General features: G+C 57.3%; 17 protein-coding genes. 16 read left to right on the top strand and 1 reads right to left on the bottom strand.

The window, feature by feature from the left end; all coding sequences use genetic code 11:
• Positions 1-4: 4 nt before the first annotated feature.
• From yidC to FDP08_RS12610, 4 genes are all read left to right on the top strand, one after another.
• Positions 5-1,717: a membrane protein insertase YidC gene (gene yidC / locus FDP08_RS12625; RefSeq protein ID WP_137436494.1), complete on the top strand. Its 1,713-nt coding sequence runs from the start codon at positions 5-7 to the stop codon at positions 1,715-1,717.
• A 71-nt stretch (positions 1,718-1,788) separates the two neighbouring features.
• Complete coding sequence (gene mnmE, locus FDP08_RS12620) at positions 1,789-3,159, top strand: tRNA uridine-5-carboxymethylaminomethyl(34) synthesis GTPase MnmE (protein WP_137436493.1); 1,371 nt, start codon at positions 1,789-1,791, stop codon at positions 3,157-3,159.
• Between the two features lie 78 nt (positions 3,160-3,237).
• Positions 3,238-4,092, top strand: a complete 855-nt coding sequence (locus FDP08_RS12615; protein WP_137436492.1) for a tetratricopeptide repeat protein — start codon at positions 3,238-3,240, stop codon at positions 4,090-4,092.
• Between the two features lie 24 nt (positions 4,093-4,116).
• Positions 4,117-6,462, top strand: coding sequence for a bifunctional diguanylate cyclase/phosphodiesterase (locus FDP08_RS12610; RefSeq protein WP_228263298.1), 2,346 nt, complete (start codon positions 4,117-4,119; stop codon positions 6,460-6,462).
• Here FDP08_RS12610 and FDP08_RS12605 read toward each other — a convergent pair.
• The gene (locus FDP08_RS12605) at positions 6,452-8,272 is read right to left on the bottom strand and encodes an acyl-CoA dehydrogenase C-terminal domain-containing protein (protein ID WP_137436491.1); all 1,821 of its coding nucleotides are present in this window, start codon (positions 8,270-8,272) and stop codon (positions 6,452-6,454) included. The two genes, FDP08_RS12610 and FDP08_RS12605, sit on opposite strands and share 11 nt — an antisense overlap.
• Before the next feature lie 264 nt (positions 8,273-8,536).
• Here FDP08_RS12605 and FDP08_RS12600 point away from each other — a divergent pair, with 264 nt between their 5' ends.
• The 12 genes from FDP08_RS12600 (at position 8,537) to FDP08_RS12545 (ending at position 20,955) form a co-directional block, all read left to right on the top strand.
• Positions 8,537-9,076, top strand: a complete 540-nt coding sequence (locus FDP08_RS12600; RefSeq protein ID WP_137437323.1) for a DUF3833 domain-containing protein — start codon at positions 8,537-8,539, stop codon at positions 9,074-9,076.
• A gap of 22 nt (positions 9,077-9,098) precedes the next feature.
• Positions 9,099-10,193, top strand: coding sequence for an efflux RND transporter periplasmic adaptor subunit (locus FDP08_RS12595; RefSeq protein ID WP_137436490.1), 1,095 nt, complete (start codon positions 9,099-9,101; stop codon positions 10,191-10,193).
• 3 nt (positions 10,194-10,196) lie between these two features.
• Positions 10,197-13,346 carry an efflux RND transporter permease subunit gene (locus FDP08_RS12590; protein WP_137436489.1) on the top strand — a complete coding sequence of 1,050 codons (3,150 nt, stop codon included), beginning with the start codon at positions 10,197-10,199 and terminating at the stop codon, positions 13,344-13,346.
• Between the two features lie 412 nt (positions 13,347-13,758).
• Positions 13,759-15,645: a tRNA uridine-5-carboxymethylaminomethyl(34) synthesis enzyme MnmG gene (mnmG, locus tag FDP08_RS12585; RefSeq protein WP_137436488.1), complete on the top strand. Its 1,887-nt coding sequence runs from the start codon at positions 13,759-13,761 to the stop codon at positions 15,643-15,645.
• Between the two features lie 8 nt (positions 15,646-15,653).
• Positions 15,654-16,316, top strand: coding sequence for a 16S rRNA (guanine(527)-N(7))-methyltransferase RsmG (gene rsmG / locus FDP08_RS12580; protein WP_137436487.1), 663 nt, complete (start codon positions 15,654-15,656; stop codon positions 16,314-16,316).
• Between the two features lie 2 nt (positions 16,317-16,318).
• Complete coding sequence (locus tag FDP08_RS12575) at positions 16,319-17,113, top strand: ParA family protein (RefSeq protein WP_137436486.1); 795 nt, start codon at positions 16,319-16,321, stop codon at positions 17,111-17,113.
• Between the two features lie 51 nt (positions 17,114-17,164).
• Positions 17,165-18,037 (top strand): ParB/RepB/Spo0J family partition protein, encoded by an 873-nt coding sequence (locus FDP08_RS12570; protein ID WP_137436485.1) that lies wholly within the window; start codon positions 17,165-17,167, stop codon positions 18,035-18,037.
• Positions 18,038-18,298: 261 nt separating this feature from the next.
• Complete coding sequence (locus tag FDP08_RS12565; RefSeq protein ID WP_137436484.1) at positions 18,299-18,691, top strand: ATP synthase subunit I; 393 nt, start codon at positions 18,299-18,301, stop codon at positions 18,689-18,691.
• Between the two features lie 15 nt (positions 18,692-18,706).
• A complete protein-coding gene (atpB, locus tag FDP08_RS12560; protein ID WP_137436483.1) occupies positions 18,707-19,561 on the top strand; it encodes a F0F1 ATP synthase subunit A in 855 nt (284 codons plus the stop codon).
• A 48-nt stretch (positions 19,562-19,609) separates the two neighbouring features.
• Positions 19,610-19,837 carry a F0F1 ATP synthase subunit C gene (atpE, locus tag FDP08_RS12555; RefSeq protein WP_027830230.1) on the top strand — a complete coding sequence of 76 codons (228 nt, stop codon included), beginning with the start codon at positions 19,610-19,612 and terminating at the stop codon, positions 19,835-19,837.
• Positions 19,838-19,935: 98 nt separating this feature from the next.
• Positions 19,936-20,406, top strand: coding sequence for a F0F1 ATP synthase subunit B (locus FDP08_RS12550; protein WP_137436482.1), 471 nt, complete (start codon positions 19,936-19,938; stop codon positions 20,404-20,406).
• A 12-nt stretch (positions 20,407-20,418) separates the two neighbouring features.
• The gene (locus tag FDP08_RS12545) at positions 20,419-20,955 is read left to right on the top strand and encodes a F0F1 ATP synthase subunit delta (RefSeq protein ID WP_137436481.1); all 537 of its coding nucleotides are present in this window, start codon (positions 20,419-20,421) and stop codon (positions 20,953-20,955) included.
• Positions 20,956-20,968 lie beyond the last annotated feature (13 nt).

The following is a 20,968-nucleotide window of genomic DNA, read 5'->3' as shown; positions in this document are numbered from 1 at the left end:
GTTTATGGATATTCAACGCGTTGTATTATTTGCCGGCCTTGCCATTGTCAGTTATATGATGGTGCTTGCCTGGAACGAAGACTATAACCAGCCGCAAACAGAGCAGGTTGCCGAACAGACCAGTGCCGGCACCCTATCCGGTGATGGCGAAGACATGACACTGCCGGCAGAAGCGGCAAGCGGCTCTGGCGTCTCCGGTGAAGAGTTCACGACACCGGAAGGTGAGAGCCAGGCTATTGCAGCAACCGACAATGGTTCGGTTGATGTCAGTGACCAACTGATTACGGTTCGCACCGACGTCTATGAACTGAAGATAGACCGGGTGGGCGGTAACCTGATCGAGAGTTCCCTGCTCCAGTATGACCGTTCTCTGGACAGCAAAGAGTCCCTGCGGATCCTGACCAATACCAATAGACGCACCTACATCATGGAAAGCGGTCTCATTGGCCGCGATGGCATCGACAGCAAACGTAACGGTGGTGCACCGGTCTACGATGTCTCTGCAACCGAATACCAGCTCCAGGATGGCGAAGACTCGCTGACGGTAGATCTGACCTACTCCACCGATAACAATGTGGAAATTACCAAACAGTACCGGTTTGCCCGTGACAGCTATGAGATCGATGTACGCTATCTGATCAATAACCAGTCAGACGATGTCTGGAAAGCCAACATGACCGGCAAGATCGTCAGGGATCAGGCTCCGGATCCGACAGCACAGAACAGCCTGGGTATCAGGGCGTTTCTGGGTATGGTTGTCAGCACCCCGGAAGACCCCTATGAGAAGTACGATTTTGATGATCTGACAGAAGAACCGGTTAATCAGTCAGTCACCAATGGCTGGCTGGCGTTCCTCCAGCACTACTTTCTGGCCGCCTGGATACCGGAACGGGATCAACCCGCACAGTTCCAGTCCACGCAGCGCGGGCAACTTCATGTAATGGGGTTTGTCTATCCCGCCACACAGGTCGAGCCTGGAGAAACCGCGGAGGTATCTGCCCGCGCCTATGTCGGACCCAAGATCATTGAACGACTGGAGAACGTGGCTCCGAACCTGGACCGCACGGTCGATTTCGGTTTCCTGTTCTTCATCGCATTACCACTGTTCATCATTCTTGACTGGTTCTATGGCCTGGTGGGCAACTGGGGTGTTGCGATCATACTGCTGACAGTTCTGGTCAAGGCGGTGTTCTTCAAACTCTCGGCCACCAGCTATCGCTCGATGGCAAGAATGCGGGCAGTCGCTCCACAGCTGACCCGATTGAAAGAACTCTACGGTGACGACCGGCAACGGATGTCCCAGGAAATGATGGCTCTGTACAAAAGGGAAAAGATAAACCCCCTTGGCGGCTGCCTGCCGATACTGGTACAGATGCCGGTGTTCATTTCCCTGTACTGGGTTCTGTTCGAGAGCGTGCAACTGCGCCACGCGCCCTTTATGCTGTGGATTCACGATCTGTCAGTGATGGACCCCTACTTCATCCTGCCGATCCTGATGGGTGCCAGCATGATGCTGCAGATGAGCCTGAACCCGACACCGCCGGACCCGATGCAGGCCAAGATCATGAAGATGATGCCGCTGGTCTTTACGGTCTTCTTCCTGTGGTTCCCGGCAGGTCTGGTACTGTACTGGCTCGTTAACAACATCCTCTCCATCAGCCAGCAGTGGTACATTACCCGCAAGATTGAAGCGGAAATGGCCACCAAGAAGAGCTGATCAGGCGCAATCCAGACCAGTAATCACAGAGGCTCCTTCAAGGGGCCTCTGTTGTTTCAGGGGACAACAAGATGTTCAATGCCACCGATACCATTGCCGCCATTGCCACTGCGCCGGGCCAGTCCGGTGTGGGAATTGTGCGTGTGTCCGGTCCGGAGGCAGCGGCCATTGCCCGCCAAATGCTGGGTTTCAAGCCGAAGCCCCGCTATGCCCACTACGGGCCGTTCCTGGATTCCGATGGTGAGCTGATTGATGAGGGTATAGGACTGTTTTTCCCCAACCCGCATTCGTTTACCGGCGAGGATGTGTTTGAGCTCCAGGGACACGGCGGTACCGTTATCCTGGACCTGCTATTGAGAACCGTCTGTGAACTGGGAGCCCGCCTCGCCCGGCCCGGTGAGTTTTCCGAAAGGGCCTTCCTCAACGACAAACTCGACCTGACTCAGGCAGAAGCCATCGCCGACCTGATCGAAAGCAGTTCCGAACAGGCGGCGCGCTGCGCTGTCCGGTCATTACAGGGCGTGTTTTCCCGCCGCATCGACGCCCTGGTGGAAGCGGTTACTCACCTCCGTATCTACGTTGAAGCCGCCATTGATTTTCCCGAAGAGGAAATCGATTTCCTGGCCGATGGCAAGGTCGCCAAGGATCTGCAGACGATTATTCAGGATTTACAGGTTATTCTGGCGGAAGCCCAGCAAGGCACGATTCTCAGGGATGGCATGAAAGTGGTGATTGCCGGCCGCCCCAACGCCGGTAAATCCAGCCTGCTTAATGCCCTGGCAGGGCGAGAAGCGGCCATTGTTACGGCGGTGGAGGGCACAACCCGGGATGTTCTGCGGGAACACATTCATATCGATGGCATGCCCCTGCACATTATTGATACCGCTGGCCTGCGGGACAGCCCTGATGAAGTGGAACAGATCGGTATTGCCCGGGCCTGGGAAGAAATCCGCCAGGCCGACCGCATACTGCTGATGGTGGATGCCACCACCACACCGGAAACCGAGCCTCACCGGTTATGGCCGGACTTCATTGACCAGCTGCCTCAGAGTGCTCCCCTGACGGTGATCCGGAACAAGGTGGATCTGACAGGTGAATCTGTCGGTTTTGAGCAGCCAGATGCGGAGGCGGCACCCGTTATCCGCATCGCCGCCCGATCCGCCGATGGACTTGAGGTTTTGCGGGACCATCTGAAGCAGTGTATGGGGTTTGCCAGTACCACGGAGGGGGGCTTTATTGCCCGGCGCCGTCATCTGGATGCGTTGGAACGGGCACAGGACTTCATGCGCCAGGGCGAAGCGCAGTTGCAGGGCTTCGGCGCCGGCGAGCTGCTGGCAGAGGACCTGCGGGCCGCCCAGGATGCCCTGGGAGAAATTACCGGTGCGATGACACCGGATGAGTTGCTTGGTAAGATCTTCAGTAGCTTTTGTATAGGTAAATAAGCACAGGGAAACCTTTGAGTCAGTGCTCCTCCACATGAGACTGGACGCTCCATTGCCGAAAACGGCTAAAAGGTTTCAATGCATCGTTGGTATATTTCTGTTCTGACCATATTGATCCTGTCGGGATGCGCTGGCATCGATAGCGAACGTTTGTTCGAAGCGTGGCCGGATGATCAGACCCGGGCCGAGGAACCGGTAGAGACGATCGTTACCCAACCTGAAGAAGAACCTTACGAGCGTCAGCGTCAGGCACTGTTTGCCCAGCCCTATATCGACCCGCTTACGGATTACCTGAAAGCGCATGGTGATAACGCCGATCATGAACCAGTGATCACGCAAATCCGGCATGAACGGGATCGCCGCTGCCAGGTTATTGCCGAAGATTATGCCGGTGAACCAGCGACAGAACAGACACTTTCCCGCTACCGTGCCGGATATAACTATTCCTGCCCGGCCGACGTGAATGCGTTTGCCGAGCGGGTAAAGCAGAATCAGCAAAACGAACCACCGCCAACGGTGGCTGTTGCCGATGACAACGAAGAAAGCTCCAGGCCCGACCCCCAGCCCGAAAAAGTACGCGAACAGTCACTCAGTGACTGTTACCTGCTGACCACCATTCGCAACTTCAGTGCTGCGAAGGTAGCCTGCCGCGAATTTGCCGAGAACGGAGATCCACGCTCCCAGGCAAATATGGCAATGATTGCCCACGCCTTTGAAGATTACGCCGGTGCCCTGGAATGGGCGCAAAAAGCGGCGCTGGTATCGGGCCCGGCATCCTATCTTCTGGGCCAGATGTATGCGTCCGGACGTGGAGTCGAGCAAAATCCGGAGCAGGCCGTATACTGGTATGACAAGGCAGCTGACCTGGGGCATAAGGACGCCCGCCTAGCGCTTGAGCGTTACCGGGAACAAACACCCGCCGACGGTACCTGATTCTCCGCCGAAGGATATCTTTTCATGCCGGGAACGTTTCCCCGCCGCCCGCCTTACTGGAAAAACCCGTCTTCCCGACAGTCGGTCATGTGGTTATTGGGCCTGTTGATACTGGTCTTTGTGGCCGGCATGATGTTGCTGTCCCGCCTGAACCTCAATTACTCTCAGGAAGCGCTGTCCGAGCTCCGGCGTCAGCAGATTCATGAAGTCGTCAGTGCCGGTCTGATGCGCATCAACGCACGTCAGTCAGCACTGGCCGGTTATACAACGACTCTGGCAAATGTCGGAGAGAGCTTTCATTCACTGGCAGAGAGCGATCTGTCCGAGACTGACCGTTCCATTCTCCGGGCCCGTCTGGAAAACGCCCTCAGAGACCATTTGCAGGATTTTGAGGGGGCCGCCGGCGGCGGCGTGTGGTTTGAACCCGGTGTCTTTTCTGGCCCCGGCGAGGGTTATATGCCGTACTTTATCCGGAACGCTGATGACCCGGCGCTGAAACGGCTGGATATGGAAAGCCGGCTCCGGAACTACCGTAATGCAGCCTGGTTCAGTCGCACCCTCGGGTCAGAATGGGCATCGACTCCGGACAACGCAGGCGAAGTATACTGGTCCGCGATCTATTACGATCTCAACACCGAACGCGTAGTACTGACCCTGGCAAGCCCGATGTACGACCCGCGGAGCAATCTGCTGGGTTTGGCAACAACGGCCTGGACAGCTGAACAGATCATAGAGGTTGTCAGTCGCATCACCGTCACCGAGCACAGCTTTACTTTTCTCAACGACAGGAACAACCGCAATCTGTCGAGCCTCAGCAAAGGTGAGGATACCCGGGAGGAGCAGGCTCTGATTGATGCCATTCTTGCGCTTGAACTGGCAGGCGATACCGATTTTGGAGCCAGAGCCCTTACCACCCGCAAGCTCACGGTGGGTGATGATGCCTACGAGCTGTATTATGCCGCCACGGCCGGTGGCATGGTCTACGGCGCCGGCGTGCCAGTGGATGAGATCAATGCAGTACTGCGGCCCATGGAGCGGACCAACCAGCGTATTCTCGTCGGTACCGTTTCAGCGATGCTGCTTCTGAGCCTGTACCTGCTGTACCGGATTATCCAGCTGATCCGGGAACTGCAGGCATCCTACACCGACGAGCTTACCGGATTGCCCAATCGGGTACGCCTGTTACGGGATTTGCAGACCCGTGGTGGTGTCTCACTGTTGATCATCAATCTGGACCGTTTTAACGAAATCAACAGCCTGTTCGGTAATGTCTGTGGTGACCATGTATTGCTGGCAATTGCCACGCGTTTGACGGCTTTCAATCATGAGCAGGCACGGGATGTGTTGCGGGTTTACCGGCTACCGGGTGACGAGTTCGCAATTCTCGTTCCGTTGCTTGAAGAGCAACCCATCCACGAGTTGGCCGGGCAACTACGCCACCTGGTTAATGGAGAGCGGATATATTGGCAGCAGCAGCCACTGACCCTGGACGTCACGATCGGAATGGCCGTCAGAAGAAACCGGAAGAGTGGGGATGCCGCCGACCAACTGGTCAGCCAGGCCAAGGTGGCGGTGCTGCAGGCCCGGGAGCAGAACCGCCATCATCTGCTATACGACCCGTCGGTGGGAGTTGAAGAGAATTACGAGGCCAACCTCTACTGGGCCAACCGGCTGAAAGCGGCTATTGACGATGACCGCCTGGTGCCCTGGTTCCAGCCAATTCACGACAATCAGCAGCAGCGTGTGACCAAATACGAATGTCTGGTGCGGATGGTGGAGCCGGACGGACGTGTGATCAGTGCTGGCCAGTTCGTGAAAATTGCCGATCGTTTGCGTCTGAATCGCAGAATCACGGTGTTAATGATCGAGAAGTGTTTCGCGTGTTTTTCCCATCGGGATGAGGAGTTTTCTATCAATCTCTCATACGGCGACATCACCGATTCAGAAACTGTGAGCCGGATACTGGAGGCACTGGACCATTACGGCATCGGCAACCGGGTGATATTCGAGATTCTGGAATCCGACGGTATTACCAATTACGATGAAATCCGTCACTTTATCGAACAGGTAAAGCCTTTCGGCTGTCACATTGCCATTGATGATTTTGGCACCGGCTACTCCAATTTTTCCCACTTGCTGAGCCTGAACGTCGACTACATAAAAATCGACGGCAGCCTGATCTGCAACCTTCATGAGGATCACACCGCGTTTCTTGTGACCAGCGGCATTGTCCAGTTTGCCCGCAGCCTCAACATCCGCACGGTGGCTGAATTTGTCCACAATGAGGCCGTTCAGGAGCGGGTATGCGATTTGGGCATCGACTTTTCTCAGGGAGATTATTTCGGCATGCCCAGAACGTTTAGCCGATAAAACTCATATCCTCCGCACCCAGCTGCATCAGGTTTTTGCTGGGGCTGAGCATGCTGGTGGCATGGGCCTGGGCTCTGGGCAACAGACGCTCATAGTAGAATTCCGCCGTCGCCAGCTTGGCGCGATAGAACTCTTCCGAGTCGGCCCCGCCCTTGTCGAGTTTGTCGGAGGCGACGGCGGCCATGCGAGCCCACATGTAAGCCATGGTGACGTAACCGCTGTACATCAGGAAGTCATTGGCGGCCGAGCTGACCATGTCGCGGTCCTTGCGGGCGGCCAGCATCAGGCGAACCGTCAACAGATTCCACTGGGCGGTCAGTTTGAGCAACTCTACGGCGAAAGGACGCACCCGTTTATCAGTCAGGGTCTTGCGGGCAAAGTTGGCAACCCTGAGGGTGAACTCCCTGACTGCCCCGCCCCGGGTCATCAGCAATACCTTACGGCCCAACAGGTCCAGTGCCTGGATACCGGTGGTGCCCTCATAAAGTGTGGCAATACGGGTGTCCCGGACAATCTGCTCCATACCGTGTTCACGGATGTAACCGTGGCCGCCGAAAACCTGTACGCCCAGGTTGGCGGCTTCATTACCCAGTTCGGTCAAGAAGCCTTTCAATATCGGGGTAAGGAAGCCCAGCTTGTCGTCGTAGGCCTCGGCCTTTTTGTCGTCGCCGGTGGTGTGGCCTTCCACCATATGGTCCGCCAGGCGGGCGGCGTAATACAGCATCGCTCGGCCTCCCTCGGCGATGGCTTTCTGGGTCAGCAACATACGGCGAACGTCGGCGTGGTGAATAAGCGCATCTGCTGGTTGGTCCGGTTCTTTTTTGCCAGACAGCGCCCGCATGGAGCGGCGCTCTTTGGCGTAGGCCAGAGCCCACTGGTAAGACAGCTCCGCCGGCCCCACACCCTGGATGGCGGTACCGATACGGGCGGTGTTCATAAAGGTGAACATGCAGTTCAGGCCTTCGTTCTCCGGGCCGATCAGAAAGCCGGTGGCGTCGTCGAAATTCAGTACACAGGTGGCCGACGCCTTGATGCCCATTTTCTTTTCCAGACTGGCGCAGGTCACACCGTTGCGCTCGCCAACATCACCGTCACCGTCCGGCAGGAATTTGGGCACGATAAACAGGCTGATACCCCGGGTGCCCTTGGGAGCGTCGGGTAAACGCGCCAGCACAATGTGGACAATGTTTTCGGTCAGGTCATGGTCACCGGACGAAATAAAAATCTTGGTACCGGAAAGCTTGTAGCTGCCATCTTTCTGAGGCTGCGCTCTGGTTCTGATCTGTCCGAGATCCGTGCCGCACTGGGGTTCCGTGAGGCACATGGTGCCACCCCAGCGGCCTTCGGTAAGCGGTGTCAGGTAAGCCTGTTTCTGTTCCTCACTGCCGTGGAGGAAAATGGTGTTCATGGCGCCCATGGACAGGCCGGGGTACATGGAGAAAGGCCAGTTGGCGGTTCCCATCATTTCCTGTTTTAACAGTCCCATGGAAGCGGGGAGACCCTGACCACCATATTCCTCCGGTGCTGAGAGACCCTGCCACCCGCCCATGGCGTATTGCTGATAGGCCTCGGGATAGCCCTTCGGGGTGGTAACTTCACCATTTTCCAGGTTACAGCCTTCTTCGTCACCGCTCTGGTAGAGCGGGCTCAGCACCTCTTCACAAAACCGGCCGCACTCGTTGAGTATGGCGTCAACGATATCGGGGGTGGCGTTTTCGCCGCTCTGGAGCCGGGTATAGTGTCCGGGGTAGTCGAACACCTCGTTGAGCAGAAATTTCATGTCGCGCAGGGGCGCCTTGTAAACCGGCATGGCAATACCTCTGTGGTTCTGTTTGCAGCGTTGGCGAAGGTCATCAGCCTTCCGTTGCTTTATGTTTTACGGCATTGCCGGCAACCTGCCATTGACGGAAATCGCTATTGCCGGTGTCAGAATGGACAATTGGCTGAAATGACGGAGCTGGTCAGGGCGGGTTCGGTAATGATCGATAACGATGCGGCTGGCGTATTTGTGGAGCCCGTAACCGATTCCGAACCGTCCAGGAGTGTAAAAGTCATGCAAAGTTCAGCCGGATTGATGGCCATTACTGGTTTGCCCCGCTGTCTGTGGTTATTGTTATCCACAGCCCTGCTCGTTGGCTGTGCCGGGCCAGCGCTGGAAGACTACAAGGATCGTGAGCCGGTACTGACGCCCCAGGAATTCTTCACCGGCGAACTTTACGCCCGGGGGGTGGTCAAGAATTTCTCAGGCGAGGTGATCCGTACGTTTGATGCGGATATTTCCGCCAGCTGGGACAGCAACGGTGTTGGCACGCTGGATGAAGAATTCCGCTTTGACGATGGCGAGGTGCAGACCCGGGTCTGGACGCTGACACCGGACAACGGTGCCCTGCACGCTGATGCCGGGGATGTGGTGGAGCCAGGCACCATGCGATGGCAGGGTAACGCCATCAATATGAATTATGTCCTGCGGGTGTCATACGGTGACGGCACCATTGACGTCCGCATGGATGACTGGATGTACCTGATCACACCCGACACATTGATTAACCAGACCACCATGAGTAAGTGGGGAATCGAAGTGGGCGAAATTGTGCTGGTGATCAGCAGGAAGTAACAACACTCTGAATGAGACGATTATGGTTAAGCAATGGCTGATCGCCCTGGTACTGGTAGTCCTGGCCGCTGGAGGCGCTTTTTCCTGGCACTACTTGGCCCAGGAAGACTCTGAGAGTGCACAGACGGAACGCCGCGCAAGCAAGGTGAACGCGATCAGCCCCGGCATGGAGCTGGTACGGGATTCCGTAAACGCCGTCGGTAACCTGCGGGCCCTTGAGCAGGTTGAACTGACTACCGAGGTTAGCGGCCGCGTGGTGGAAATGAACCTCGACAGCAGCAAGCGGGTCAGTCGCGGCCAGTTGTTGCTTCGCCTTGATGATCGTCAGGCCAGGGCCGATCTGCAGGTGGCGGAAGCCACCCTGGCGGATGCCCGGCGTCAGTTTGAACGGGCACAACGGCTGCAGGCCAACAACAGTATTTCCCGGTCCCAGGTGGATGAGCTCCGCACGGCCATGGATGTGGCTGAGGCCCAGCGGGAATCAGCCCGGATCCGTCTCGACAACCACCGGATTGAAGCGCCTTTTGAGGGTGTGATCGGTCTCAGCGATATCAGCCTCGGTACCTATCTTGCTGCCGGAACCTCGGTTGCCACCCTCGATTCAACAGATCGCATGGAGCTGGGCTTTTCCATACCCGAGCGCTTTCTCGGCCAGATACAGATCGGGCAGAGGGTTCGTGGAACCTCGCCGGCTTATCCCGATGAGAGTTTCAAGGGTGAACTGGTGGAACTGGGCACGCGGATCAACGAACTCAGCCGAACGTTACCGGTGCGGGCGGTGATCGACAATCCCGATGGCAAACTGCGCCCGGGGCAGTTCATGGGCGCTAACCTGACCCTGCGGGAACGGGAAGCGCTGGTGATCCCCGAGCAGGCGGTGATGATTCGCGGTGCCGACAAGTATGTCTTTATTGCAGAGGATGGTGTTGCCCGCCGGGTCTCAGTCGCCCTGGGCTCGAGGTCCCCGGGCTGGGTGGAAGTGTCCGCGGGACTGTCCCGGGAGGACCGGGTGATAATCACCGGCCAGGACCGCCTCAGCAGTGGCGAGCGTATTGATGTGGTGGATGACGACAAGGCGATTCCGGAAAACCGATTTGCCAGGTCCCGGGAGTCCTGATCCATGATTCTCTCGGACATTTCCATCAAACGGCCGGTTTTCGCCACCGTTATCAGCCTCTTGATCCTGGTTTTCGGTCTTGCCGCCCTGCGGGGCCTGCCGGTGCGCGAATACCCAGACATTGATCCGCCGGTGGTTTCCATTTCTACCGATTACATTGGCGCGGCGGCAGAAGTGGTGGATACCCAGATCACCCAGGTGGTTGAGGGTGCTATCAGTGGCATTGAGGGCATTCGCTCCATCGAATCCAGCACCGAACAGGGTGAGTCCCGTACCTCCATCGAATTCAATACCTCTCGCAATGTGGATATTGCTGCCAATGATGTCCGGGATGCGGTTGCCCGGGTGGCCAGTGACCTGCCCGAGGAAGCAGATCCACCGGTGGTGAGTAAAGCGGATTCCGATGCCCGCCCGATGATGTGGATCACCCTGCGCAGTGATGTCTGGGACAGTGCCGAGCTCAGCGATTTCGCCGACCGGGTGCTGGCGGACCGGCTTTCCGTACTTGATGGCGTGGCCGATGTTCGTATTGGCGGTGAGCGCCGTTATGCCATCCGGGTGTGGCTGGACCGGGAGCGTCTGGCGGCACGGGACATAACCGTCTCGGAAGTGGAGCAGGCGCTGCGATCAAACAACGTGGAACTGCCCGCCGGCTCGGTGGAATCCGCCACCCGCGACTTCACGGTGCGCGCCAAGGGACGCCTGTCGGAGGTGGAGGAATTCCGCAATCTGGTGATTCGTCGTGACGGCAACGATCTGCTGCGACTCGGCGAGGTGGCCAATGTGCAGATGGGCGTTGAGTCTGACACCAGCCGCTTGCGGGCCAACGGTCAGACCGCCATTGGTATGGGTGTCATTCGCCAGTCCAAGTCCAACACCGTGGCGGTGTCGGATTTGGTCAGGGCGGAACTGGACCGGATCCGCGATACCCTCCCTCCTGAGGTTACCATCGCTGAAAGCTATGACGAATCCATCTTTATCCGCGCCTCAATCAAGGAGGTTATCGTCACCCTGGCCATTGCAGTGTCTCTGGTCATCCTCGTTATCTTCATGTTCCTGCGTTCCTGGCGAGCGACACTGATTCCGGCGGTGACCATACCGGTTGCTGTCATCGGGGCGTTTATCGGTCTGGGCGCGCTCGGGTTCTCCATCAACGTGCTGACCCTGCTGGCGGTGATTCTTGCCATCGGCCTGGTGGTGGACGATGCCATCGTTATGCTTGAGAACATCCAGCGGCGCATAGACGACGGTGAACCGCCCCTGTTGGCGGCCTATCGTGGTGCGCGTCAGGTGGCGTTTGCGGTTATTGCCACCACCCTGACGCTGATTGCCGTGTTCGTGCCTATCTCTTTCATGGGGGGCAACGTTGGCCGTCTGTTTGCCGAATTCGGCTTCACTCTGGCGGCGGCCGTGGTGGTGTCCAGCATCGTGGCGCTTACCCTGACGCCAATGCTGTGTTCCAAGTGGCTGAAACACAGTCCCGAAACCGAAGAAGGTCATCGCCTGTGGGCTGCCAGCGAGCGAGCCCTTAACGGGCTTACCAATGGCTATGCCCGAATCCTGCGGTTCTCCCTGCGCCAGCCGGGACTGTTGCTGGGCCTTGGTACGGTGGGGCTGATCATGGCGGTGGTGGTATTCCCGAAACTACCTCAGGAACTGGCTCCTACCGAAGACCGCGGTATCATCATCATGCCTACCAGCGCACCTCGGGGTTCCACGGTGCAATACACCGACCACCATGTCCTCAAGGCCGAAAAGCTGTTGCTGCCCTACCTGGAGGACGGCAGTGCCAACCGGCTGCTCTCCATCGTCGGGTTCCGCAACGAAGCGGACAATGCCTTCATGATCATGGGCCTGGCGCCCTGGGACGAGCGGGAGATCAAGCAGCAGGAAATCACCAGCGAGTTGCGCGGAAAACTGGAGAGTATTCCCGGCGTGCGGTCCGTGGCGGTCAATCCCCCGGGCCTGGGCCAGCGCGGCTTCAATCAACCGGTGGAGTTTGTCATTGGTGGCTCGGATTACGAATCAGTGCAGGCCTGGAGTGAGGAGATCGTTGAACGGGCGAAGGAAAATCCCAACCTCCTAAGCCTGGAAACCGACTTCGAGCTCACCCGCCCGGAACTGAATGTCACCATTGATCGGGAGCGGGCTGCGGATCTTGACGTAACGGTGGAAGACGTGGGTCTGACCCTGCAAACCATGCTGGCTTCACGGCAGGTAACGACCTATCTGGATCGTGGCCGGGAGTACGATGTTATCGTGCAGGCGTCGGAAATCGACCGGGCCACACCCAACGATCTCGGGCGCGTATTTGTGCGACCACGACAGGGTGGCGACCTGATTCCCCTGGAAGCACTGGTAACCATTGAAGAAGTGGGGGCAAATCCTGATCTGCGGCGGATTGACCGTTTGCCTGCGGTGGTTATCAGCGGCTCCCTTGCAGACGGCTATGATCTGGGCTCGGCGCTGACCTACCTCAACAACCTGGCGGTGGATAACCTGCCGCCTGAGGCACGGGTCAGTTACAAAGGCCTGAGCCGGGAGTTCCAGGATTCCTCGGCGGCGATCTACGTTACTTTCGGGCTGGCTTTCGTGATTGTCTTCCTGGTGCTGGCAGCGCAGTTCGAAAGCTGGATTCACCCGATTATCATCATGCTCTCGGTGCCGCTGGCGGTGACCGGCGCGCTCTATGCGCTGTTTTTCTCCGGCATTACTCTGAATATCTACAGCCAGATAGGTATCATCATGTTGCTGGGGCTGATGGCCAAGAACGGGATACTGATTGTGGAGTTTGCCAACCAGCTGCGGGATAAAGGTTACGAAGTGCGTGAGGCCATCCTGGAAGGTGCAATACTGCGCTTCCGTCCGGTATTGATGACGACGATTTCCACCGTCTTCGGGGCGGTGCCGCTTGTGCTGGCAACCGGTGCAGGCGCTGAAAGCCGCGCGTCCATCGGCATTGTCATCCTTGGCGGGCTGATCTTTGCCACCACCCTGACCCTGTTCATTATTCCCGTGCTCTATAACTTGTTGGCACGGTTCGCCAAGTCCACCAATGCCGTTGAGCTTGAACTCGAGAAACAGGCCAGTCATTCCGCCGGCGGCCGCGGGGTAGCTGCCGCGCCGCAATCAAAGGAGATGGATAAATTCTGAATGTGCAGGGCCTGAAGCGGGACAGGTTGTGGATAAATTATTGGATAACCTTCGGATAAGCTCTGGTTAAAACTATAACACTCTTTTAAAAACAAGCGCTTAATTGGTGTTTCAGGCCCTCTGACGGCACTCTGGGAATGTGGATAACTTTCTTGAAAAGTTTTCTGAGAAGAGTTCTACAAGCCGCTGAAATTTTTCGGATTTCGTATTTTCCCCCATCTGTGAAACGTGACGTGGAACCCTCGAACCTATCTGAGGGGGCGGGTCAGGGTTTTCCCTGCCATCCAGTCTGGTTAAAATTTGCACATTCTGACTGCAATTTGCCGGGTGAGGCGTTATACTCCCCGCCCTGATTTTCAGGCTGTTTTTTATACCCCGAATTTTTTGATACCCCGTTTGCCGAGGTGATGTTGTGGATTATCCGACCCGATTCGATGTAATTGTCATTGGTGGTGGCCATGCCGGCACTGAAGCCGCGCTGGCGGCTGCACGCATGGGTTCCCGAACCCTGCTGCTGACCCATAACATTGAAACCCTGGGCCAGATGTCCTGTAACCCGGCGATTGGTGGTATTGGCAAAAGCCACCTGGTGAAAGAAATCGATGCGCTTGGTGGCGCCATGGCGATGGCCACCGACAAGGCCGGTATCCAGTTCCGCGTGCTCAATTCCCGCAAGGGCCCGGCGGTTCGAGCTACCCGTGCCCAGGCGGACCGGGTGCTGTACAAGGCGGCCATTCGAGAAATCCTGGAGAACCAGCCCAACCTGACCCTGTTCCAGCAGGCTGCCGATGACCTGATTGTTGAGGGTGAACGCATCACCGGCGTGGTGACCCAGTCCGGTATCCGTTTCCGTGCGCCGACCGTGGTGCTGACCACCGGTACCTTCCTCGGTGGCGTTATCCACATCGGTATGCAGCAACACTCCGGTGGTCGCGCCGGCGATGCGCCTGCCAACGCCCTCGCCCAGCGCCTGCGTGAGCTGCCATTCAATGTCGGGCGCCTGAAAACCGGTACCCCGCCCCGTATCGACGCCCGCAGTGTGGATTTTTCCGTGATGCAGGAGCAATGGGGCGATGACCCGGCACCGGTGATGTCATTCCTGGGTTCCCGCGAGCAGCACCCCGAGCAGGTGTGCTGCTATGTCACCCGAACCACCGAGCAGACTCACGACATCATCCGCAGCGGCTTTGACCGCTCGCCCATGTTTGCCGGCAACATCGAAGGCATCGGGCCCCGTTACTGCCCGTCCATCGAAGACAAGGTCAACCGCTTTGCCGACAAGGACTCGCACCAGATATTCGTGGAGCCGGAAGGGCTGACCACCAACGAGCTGTACCCCAACGGTATCTCCACCAGCCTGCCGTTTGATATCCAGCTGGCGGCCGTGCGTACCATTCCCGGTTTCGAGAATGCCCACATTACCCGGCCCGGTTATGCCATTGAGTACGATTTCCTGAACCCGCAGGACCTGCGCCATACCCTGGAAACCAAGTTCATACAGGGGCTGTACTTTGCCGGCCAGATCAACGGCACCACCGGCTACGAAGAAGCCGGTGCCCAGGGCCTGCTGGCGGGTATCAACGCGGCACTGCGTGCCCAGGAGCGGGACGAATGGTATCCCCGTCGTGACGAGGCCTATCTGGGTGTACTGGTCGATGACCTGATCACCATGGGTACCTCCGAGCCCTACCGCATGTTTACCAGCCGTGCTGAATACCGGCTGATCCTGCGGGAAGACAACGCCGATCTGCGTCTGACCGAAACCGGCCACAAGCTGGGGCTGGTGGATGAGCATCGCTGGCAGGCTTTCAATACCAAACGCGACGCCATTGCCGCCGAACGCAATCGCCTGGAAACCACGCGAATCCATCCGGGTACCCCGGGTGGCGATGCAGCCAACAACCATCTGCGCCAGCCCATGAACCGGGACCAGACCCTGGCGGAACTGCTGCGTCGCCCGGAAATCAACTACAGCCATATTGCCCGGATGGCAGATGGCATTGCCGACGATCCCGTTGTTGCGGACCAGGTGGAAATCGAGATCAAGTACGAGGGTTACATCTCCCGTCAGACCGATGAAATCGAGCGCCTGCGCAGGAATGAAAACACCCGCCTGCCGGACGACATCGATTTTGACGCTATCGGCGGCCTGTCCAATGAGATAAGACAGAAGCTCAAGGAAGTCCGGCCGGAAACCGTGGCGCAGGCTTCACGCATCCAGGGTGTGACCCCGGCGGCGATTTCCCAGGTTCTGGTTCATCTCAAGAAGCGTGATCTTCTGCGCAAGCAATCCGCCTGAGTGCGACCATGATCGATGCACTCTGGCAACGCCAGCTTGCCCAGGGCCTGGCAGATCTTGAACTGGAGCTTGATGACGCCTGCCAGCAACAGCTGCTGGCGTTTCTGGCTTTGCTGAACAAGTGGAACCGCGCTTACAACCTGACCGCGGTGCGGGAGCCGCGGGAGATGGTGTCGCGCCAGTTGCTGGACAGCCTGAGCATCCTGCCTTTCGTCACCGCCGATCACCTGCTGGATGTGGGCGCCGGTGGCGGGCTGCCGGGCATTCCCCTGGCCATTGCCTTGCCCCAAAAGCGCTTTACCCTGCTGGACAGTAACAGCAAGAAAACCCGGTTCCTGACCCAGTGCGTTCTGGAACTGGGCCTGAAGAACGTGGATATTATTCATGGTCGGGCAGAAAGCTGTGATCCCGCCATTCAGTACCGGCAGATCAGCAGCCGGGCGTTCACGGCACTGGACAACCTGGTCGACTGGTGCGGTCATTTGCTGGCGGATGAGGGCGAGTTCCTTGCCATGAAAGGCCAGTTTCCGGATGATGAGGTGGCTGCACTGCCATCGGGTTGGCAGGTAAAGTCCCGGCACTCGTTATCGGTACCCGGCTCGGACGGAGACCGGCACCTGCTGGTGATCGGGCGGGATTCCGGCCACAAGAATTTCAAGACAGGAGGCTAGTCATGGCGCGTGTGATTGCAGTGACCAATCAGAAAGGCGGTGTTGGGAAAACCACCACCTGCGTCAACCTGGCTGCCTCCCTGGCCGCAACCAAGCGCCGCGTGTTGCTGGTGGATATGGATCCCCAGGGCAATGCCACCATGGGCAGCGGTGTGGACAAGAATGCCCTGGAGCGCTCCGGTTATGACATGCTCACCAAGCGGGCCACCGCCGCCGAGGTGATTTTCCGGGCGGAAGCCTCTGGTTTTGATATCCTCCCCGCCAACGGTGATCTCACTGCCGCAGAGGTGGAGCTGATGAACGAAATCGGCCGCGAACACCGTCTGCGTCTGGCTCTGAACAAGGTGCGGGAGAATTACGATTACATCCTTATTGATTGCCCGCCTTCCCTCAGCCTGCTGACCGTTAACGCGCTCTCGGCGGCAGACACCGTGCTGATCCCCATGCAGTGTGAGTACTATGCTCTGGAAGGCCTGGCGGCGTTGATGAACACGGTTGAACAGATTCAGGAAACCGTTAATCCGGACCTGCAGGTGGAAGGCATATTGCGGACCATGTATGACCCGCGTAACAGCCTGACTCTGGACGTCTCCGGCCAGCTCAGCGAGTTTTTCGGCGACAAGGTCTACAAGGCCGTGATTCCCCGCAACGTACGGCTGGCAGAAGCACCCAGTTACGGCCTGCCGGCGCTGAAATACGACCGCACCTCCAAGGGCGCGATAGCTTATCTCGCCCTTGCCGGGGAAATGGTTCGCAGGCATGGTTCACAAAAGACATCCGCGGCCGTTGCCGTGTAAACTACCCCTCCTTTGCACACAGATGTTTCATCGGGAAGAATGACAAATACCATGGCGGCGAAGAAACGAGGACTGGGTGAGCGCGGACTAGGCGCCCTGTTGCAGGGCTCCAAGGTCAATCTGGACCAGGAGCTGAAGGACCACGACGGCGAGCTGCGGGACGTCCCGATTGACCTGATCCAGCGTGGCCGGTTTCAGCCCCGCCGGGATATGGACCCGGCGGCCCTGCAGGAACTGGCGGATTCCATTCGTCAACAGGGCGTGATGCAACCGGTCGTCGTGCGCCCGATCGCCGAAGGCCGGTTCGAGCTGATCGCCGGCGAACGCCGCTGGCGCGCTACCCAGATGGCCGAACTCGACAGCATCCCCGCCATCATTCGTGACGTACCGGATGATGCCGCCATCGCCATGGCGCTGATCGAGAACATCCAGCGCGAGAATCTCAATCCCATCGAAGAAGCTTTTGCACTGCAGCGCCTGCAGGACGAATTCGGGCTGACCCAGGCCCAGGTGGCGGAGGCGGTTGGCAAGTCCAGAACCACCATCACCAACCTGCTGCGGCTGATCAGCTTGTCCGAAGATGTGCGGGTAATGCTGGAACACGGCGACCTGGAAATGGGCCATGGCCGCGCCATGCTGACACTGCAGCCGGAACAGCAGATGCAGGTGGCGAAACAGGTGGTGGCCAAATCCCTGTCTGTTCGCCAGACCGAAGCCCTGGTTCGCCGGGTGCAGCAGGAAATCCCGGGCCGTAAAAAGGCCAAGGGAGAGGTGGACCCCAATATCCGTGCACTGCAGGATGACCTTGCTGAACGCCTGGGGGCACGGGTGTCTATCGACCATGGTCAGCGTGGAAAAGGCAAGCTGGTGATTGAATATACCTCACTGGACGAGCTGGATGGTATCCTGGGCCACATCAAGTAGTGTCATTAGTCGATAGTGCGAAAGTACTGACACGGCCCTAAAACACCACATGTCGTGATCCGAATTGTTTAACAACACAACTTGTGTGATATTGATGGGATATGCCGTGAAAACTGGCTATTTTTCCATCAAATTTTCCCGCCGCTTCTGTTGAACACCTACCGGTTAACACATATAATTTCGCGCGCTTGCATTAACTCCGGACAGGGTGTGACAGGAAGCAGGTTTCACGTACTCAGGTACATTTTTCAGGCTGGTTCCATGTCCCCGACCAGAAAGCGTATTAACCGGTTGCCATTTTTGCAGTGGCTGGCAATCGAGGGCGGGCTCATTATCGTATTGAGTCTTGTCTGGTTTACAGAAAGTCGTTTGGCAGGTTATTCCGCTTTTGTCGGCGGTCTTATTTATGTCATACCAAACGCGTATTTTGCCCACCGGATGTACCGGTTTGAGGGAGCGCAGCACGCGCACCTGGTGGTGGGCAACATGTTCAGGGCTGAGACCGTCAAGCTGGCCCTGACCGCCGTCTTTTTCGCGGCCGTTTTCATCTTAATGGAGCCTGTACATGTGCCGGCTCTGTTATTCACTTTTGCTGTGATGGTTGCGTTGAGCCCGCTTCTGCGTTGGTTCATCCGGCCACAACCACAGCGATGACTGGACGAGAACAGTATGGCAGCTGGTACCCCAGTAGAGTATATAAAGCACCACCTCACCAACCTGACCTATGGCAAGTTGCCGGAAGGCTACGAGCGTGCAGACGGCACCGTCGTTGAGGAAGCCACCTGGACCATGGCCCGTACCGGGCAGGAAGCGGCGGATATGGGCTTCATGGCGGTCCATGTGGATTCCATGGGCTGGTCCATCGCCATGGGTCTGTTGTTCCTTGGCCTGTTCCGCTATGTGGCTAAAAGGGCTACAACGGATACGCCCTCTGGCCTGCAGAACTTTGTCGAAATGACGGTCGAATTCATACAGAACATCGTGCGCGACGTTTTCCATGGCAGGAACCCGCTCATTGCGCCACTGGCCCTGACCCTGTTCGTCTGGATTTTCCTGATGAACAGCCTGAAGCTGATTCCGGTGGATTACATACCTTCGATTGCCCATGCAATGGGGCTGGAATACTTCAAGATCGTCCCCACCACTGATCCCAATGGTACTTTCGGTATTGCTCTGGGCGTTTTCCTACTTATTCTTTTTTACAGCTTCAAGGTTAAGGGCGCGGGTGGTTTCGCCAAAGAGCTGTCATTTACACCCTTCAATCACTGGTCTCTGATACCCTTCAACCTGGTGCTTGAGCTGCTGGCGCTGATTATCAAACCGATCAGTCTGGCACTGCGTCTGTTCGGTAACATGTACGCTGGCGAGGTCATATTTATCCTGATTGCGCTGTTACCATTGTGGATTCAGTGGTCCCTGAACGTACCCTGGGCCATCTTCCACCTTCTGGTAATTACGCTGCAGGCCTTTATCTTTACAACGCTGGCTGTGGTTTACCTCAGCGCCGCGCACGAAGATCACTGATACCCGTAAATTAACCCTTAACTATCTGAGAAAACTGAGGAGTCTTCAATGGAAATGGTATTTATTGCAGCAGCACTGATCATCGGACTGGGCGCCCTGGGCGCTGGCATTGGTTTCGGTCTGCTCGGTGGCAAGCTGCTTGAGTCTACCGCTCGCCAGCCAGAGCTTGGCAACCAGCTTCAGACCAAGGCCTTCATCATGGCCGGTCTTCTGGACGCTGTTCCCATGATCGGTGTTGGTATCGCTATGTACCTGATCTTCGTTGTAGCTGGTTAATCAGCCGGAAGGGTTGTCGGGCGCTGCTCTGTTAAATTGAAGCGGCGCCCCGCTCTAACGGACACCGGGACGCAACGAATAGCAAGAGGTACACCGCCGTGAATATAAACCTTACGTTAATAGGGCAAACGATCGCCTTCGCTATTTTCGTCTGGTTCTGCGTCAAATATGTATGGCCTCCGATTACCGATGCCATGAGTGCGCGCCAGAAGAAAATTGCCGACGGCCTCTCTGCCGCAGATCGGGCTTCCCTCGATCTGGAACTTGCGCAGGAAAAAGCCTCCAAGGAACTGCAAAAGGCGAAGGAAGAGTCCGCAGCTCTGATTGACCAGGCTAACAAGCGTGCCGCCCAGATCGTTGAGGCCTCCAAGGATGACGCTCGCAAAGAAGGCGAGAAACTCATCGAGCAGGCCAGGGCGGAAATTCAACAGGAGCGTGTTCAGGCTCGTGACGCACTCAGGGCAGAAGTGGCAGCCATTGCCATTGCCGGTGCCGAGAAGATCCTGGAAACCTCTGTCGACGCCAAAGCTCACAGCGAGATGCTGGACAAGCTGGCCGCAGAACTCTAAAAGAGGGTCATCATGGCAGAACTGACTACGTTAGCCCGACCCTACGCGAAAGCCGTTTTTGATGCTGCGCAGGACCAGAACGCCGTTGATCTGTGGGATCAGGCGCTGGCTTTCGCCGCACAGGTTGCGGCTGACCAAGAGGTAAAGATCATCCTGGCCAACCCGGGCCTGTCTGAGCAACGCAAGGCGGAACTCTTCGCTGACTGTTTTGAAGAGCAGCTGCCTGAGGCACTCAGAAATTTCCTGTTGATTCTTGCTGAAAACAAGCGTCTGGCACTGCTGCCAGCGATTTCGGAGCTGTTCAGTCTCCACCGCGCCGATCTTGAGCGCACGGTGAAGATCAATATCAGTACGGCATTTGAAATGACCGCCGAACAGCAGCAGAAGATGATCGACGCCCTGTCCAGGAAACTGGAGCGCAAGGTCGAGCTTGAATCCTCGGTTGATCAGACACTGATCGGTGGGGTGGTTGTACGCACAGGCGACCTGGTTATCGACGCTTCGGTTCGCGGCAAACTGGCCAGAATGGCCAGCGCCGTGGGCTCCTGATTTCAGCACAAGG

Origin of the sequence: Marinobacter panjinensis (assembly GCF_005298175.1) — a bacterium.
Taxonomy (GTDB): domain Bacteria; phylum Pseudomonadota; class Gammaproteobacteria; order Pseudomonadales; family Oleiphilaceae; genus Marinobacter; species Marinobacter panjinensis.
Note: the sequence above shows the minus strand (reverse complement) of the source record. Positions and strands in the feature narration are given on the sequence as shown.

Bases quoted from the DNA above. Each gene is read 5' to 3' on its own strand.
- FDP08_RS12600 (WP_137437323.1), top strand. From the start codon at position 8,537: ATGGCCATTACTGGTTTGCCCCGCTGTCTGTGGTTATTGTTATCCACA.
- FDP08_RS12615 (WP_137436492.1), top strand. From the start codon at position 3,238: ATGCATCGTTGGTATATTTCTGTTCTGACCATATTGATCCTGTCGGGA.
- FDP08_RS12570 (WP_137436485.1), top strand. From the start codon at position 17,165: ATGGCGGCGAAGAAACGAGGACTGGGTGAGCGCGGACTAGGCGCCCTG.
- mnmE (WP_137436493.1), top strand. From the start codon at position 1,789: ATGTTCAATGCCACCGATACCATTGCCGCCATTGCCACTGCGCCGGGC.
- FDP08_RS12545 (WP_137436481.1), top strand. From the start codon at position 20,419: ATGGCAGAACTGACTACGTTAGCCCGACCCTACGCGAAAGCCGTTTTT.
- atpB (WP_137436483.1), top strand. From the start codon at position 18,707: ATGGCAGCTGGTACCCCAGTAGAGTATATAAAGCACCACCTCACCAAC.
- FDP08_RS12575 (WP_137436486.1), top strand. From the start codon at position 16,319: ATGGCGCGTGTGATTGCAGTGACCAATCAGAAAGGCGGTGTTGGGAAA.
- rsmG (WP_137436487.1), top strand. From the start codon at position 15,654: ATGATCGATGCACTCTGGCAACGCCAGCTTGCCCAGGGCCTGGCAGAT.
- FDP08_RS12590 (WP_137436489.1), top strand. From the start codon at position 10,197: ATGATTCTCTCGGACATTTCCATCAAACGGCCGGTTTTCGCCACCGTT.
- FDP08_RS12605 (WP_137436491.1), bottom strand. From the start codon at position 8,272: ATGCCGGTTTACAAGGCGCCCCTGCGCGACATGAAATTTCTGCTCAAC.
- FDP08_RS12565 (WP_137436484.1), top strand. From the start codon at position 18,299: ATGTCCCCGACCAGAAAGCGTATTAACCGGTTGCCATTTTTGCAGTGG.
- yidC (WP_137436494.1), top strand. From the start codon at position 5: ATGGATATTCAACGCGTTGTATTATTTGCCGGCCTTGCCATTGTCAGT.
- atpE (WP_027830230.1), top strand. From the start codon at position 19,610: ATGGAAATGGTATTTATTGCAGCAGCACTGATCATCGGACTGGGCGCC.
- FDP08_RS12595 (WP_137436490.1), top strand. From the start codon at position 9,099: ATGGTTAAGCAATGGCTGATCGCCCTGGTACTGGTAGTCCTGGCCGCT.
- FDP08_RS12610 (WP_228263298.1), top strand. From the start codon at position 4,117: ATGCCGGGAACGTTTCCCCGCCGCCCGCCTTACTGGAAAAACCCGTCT.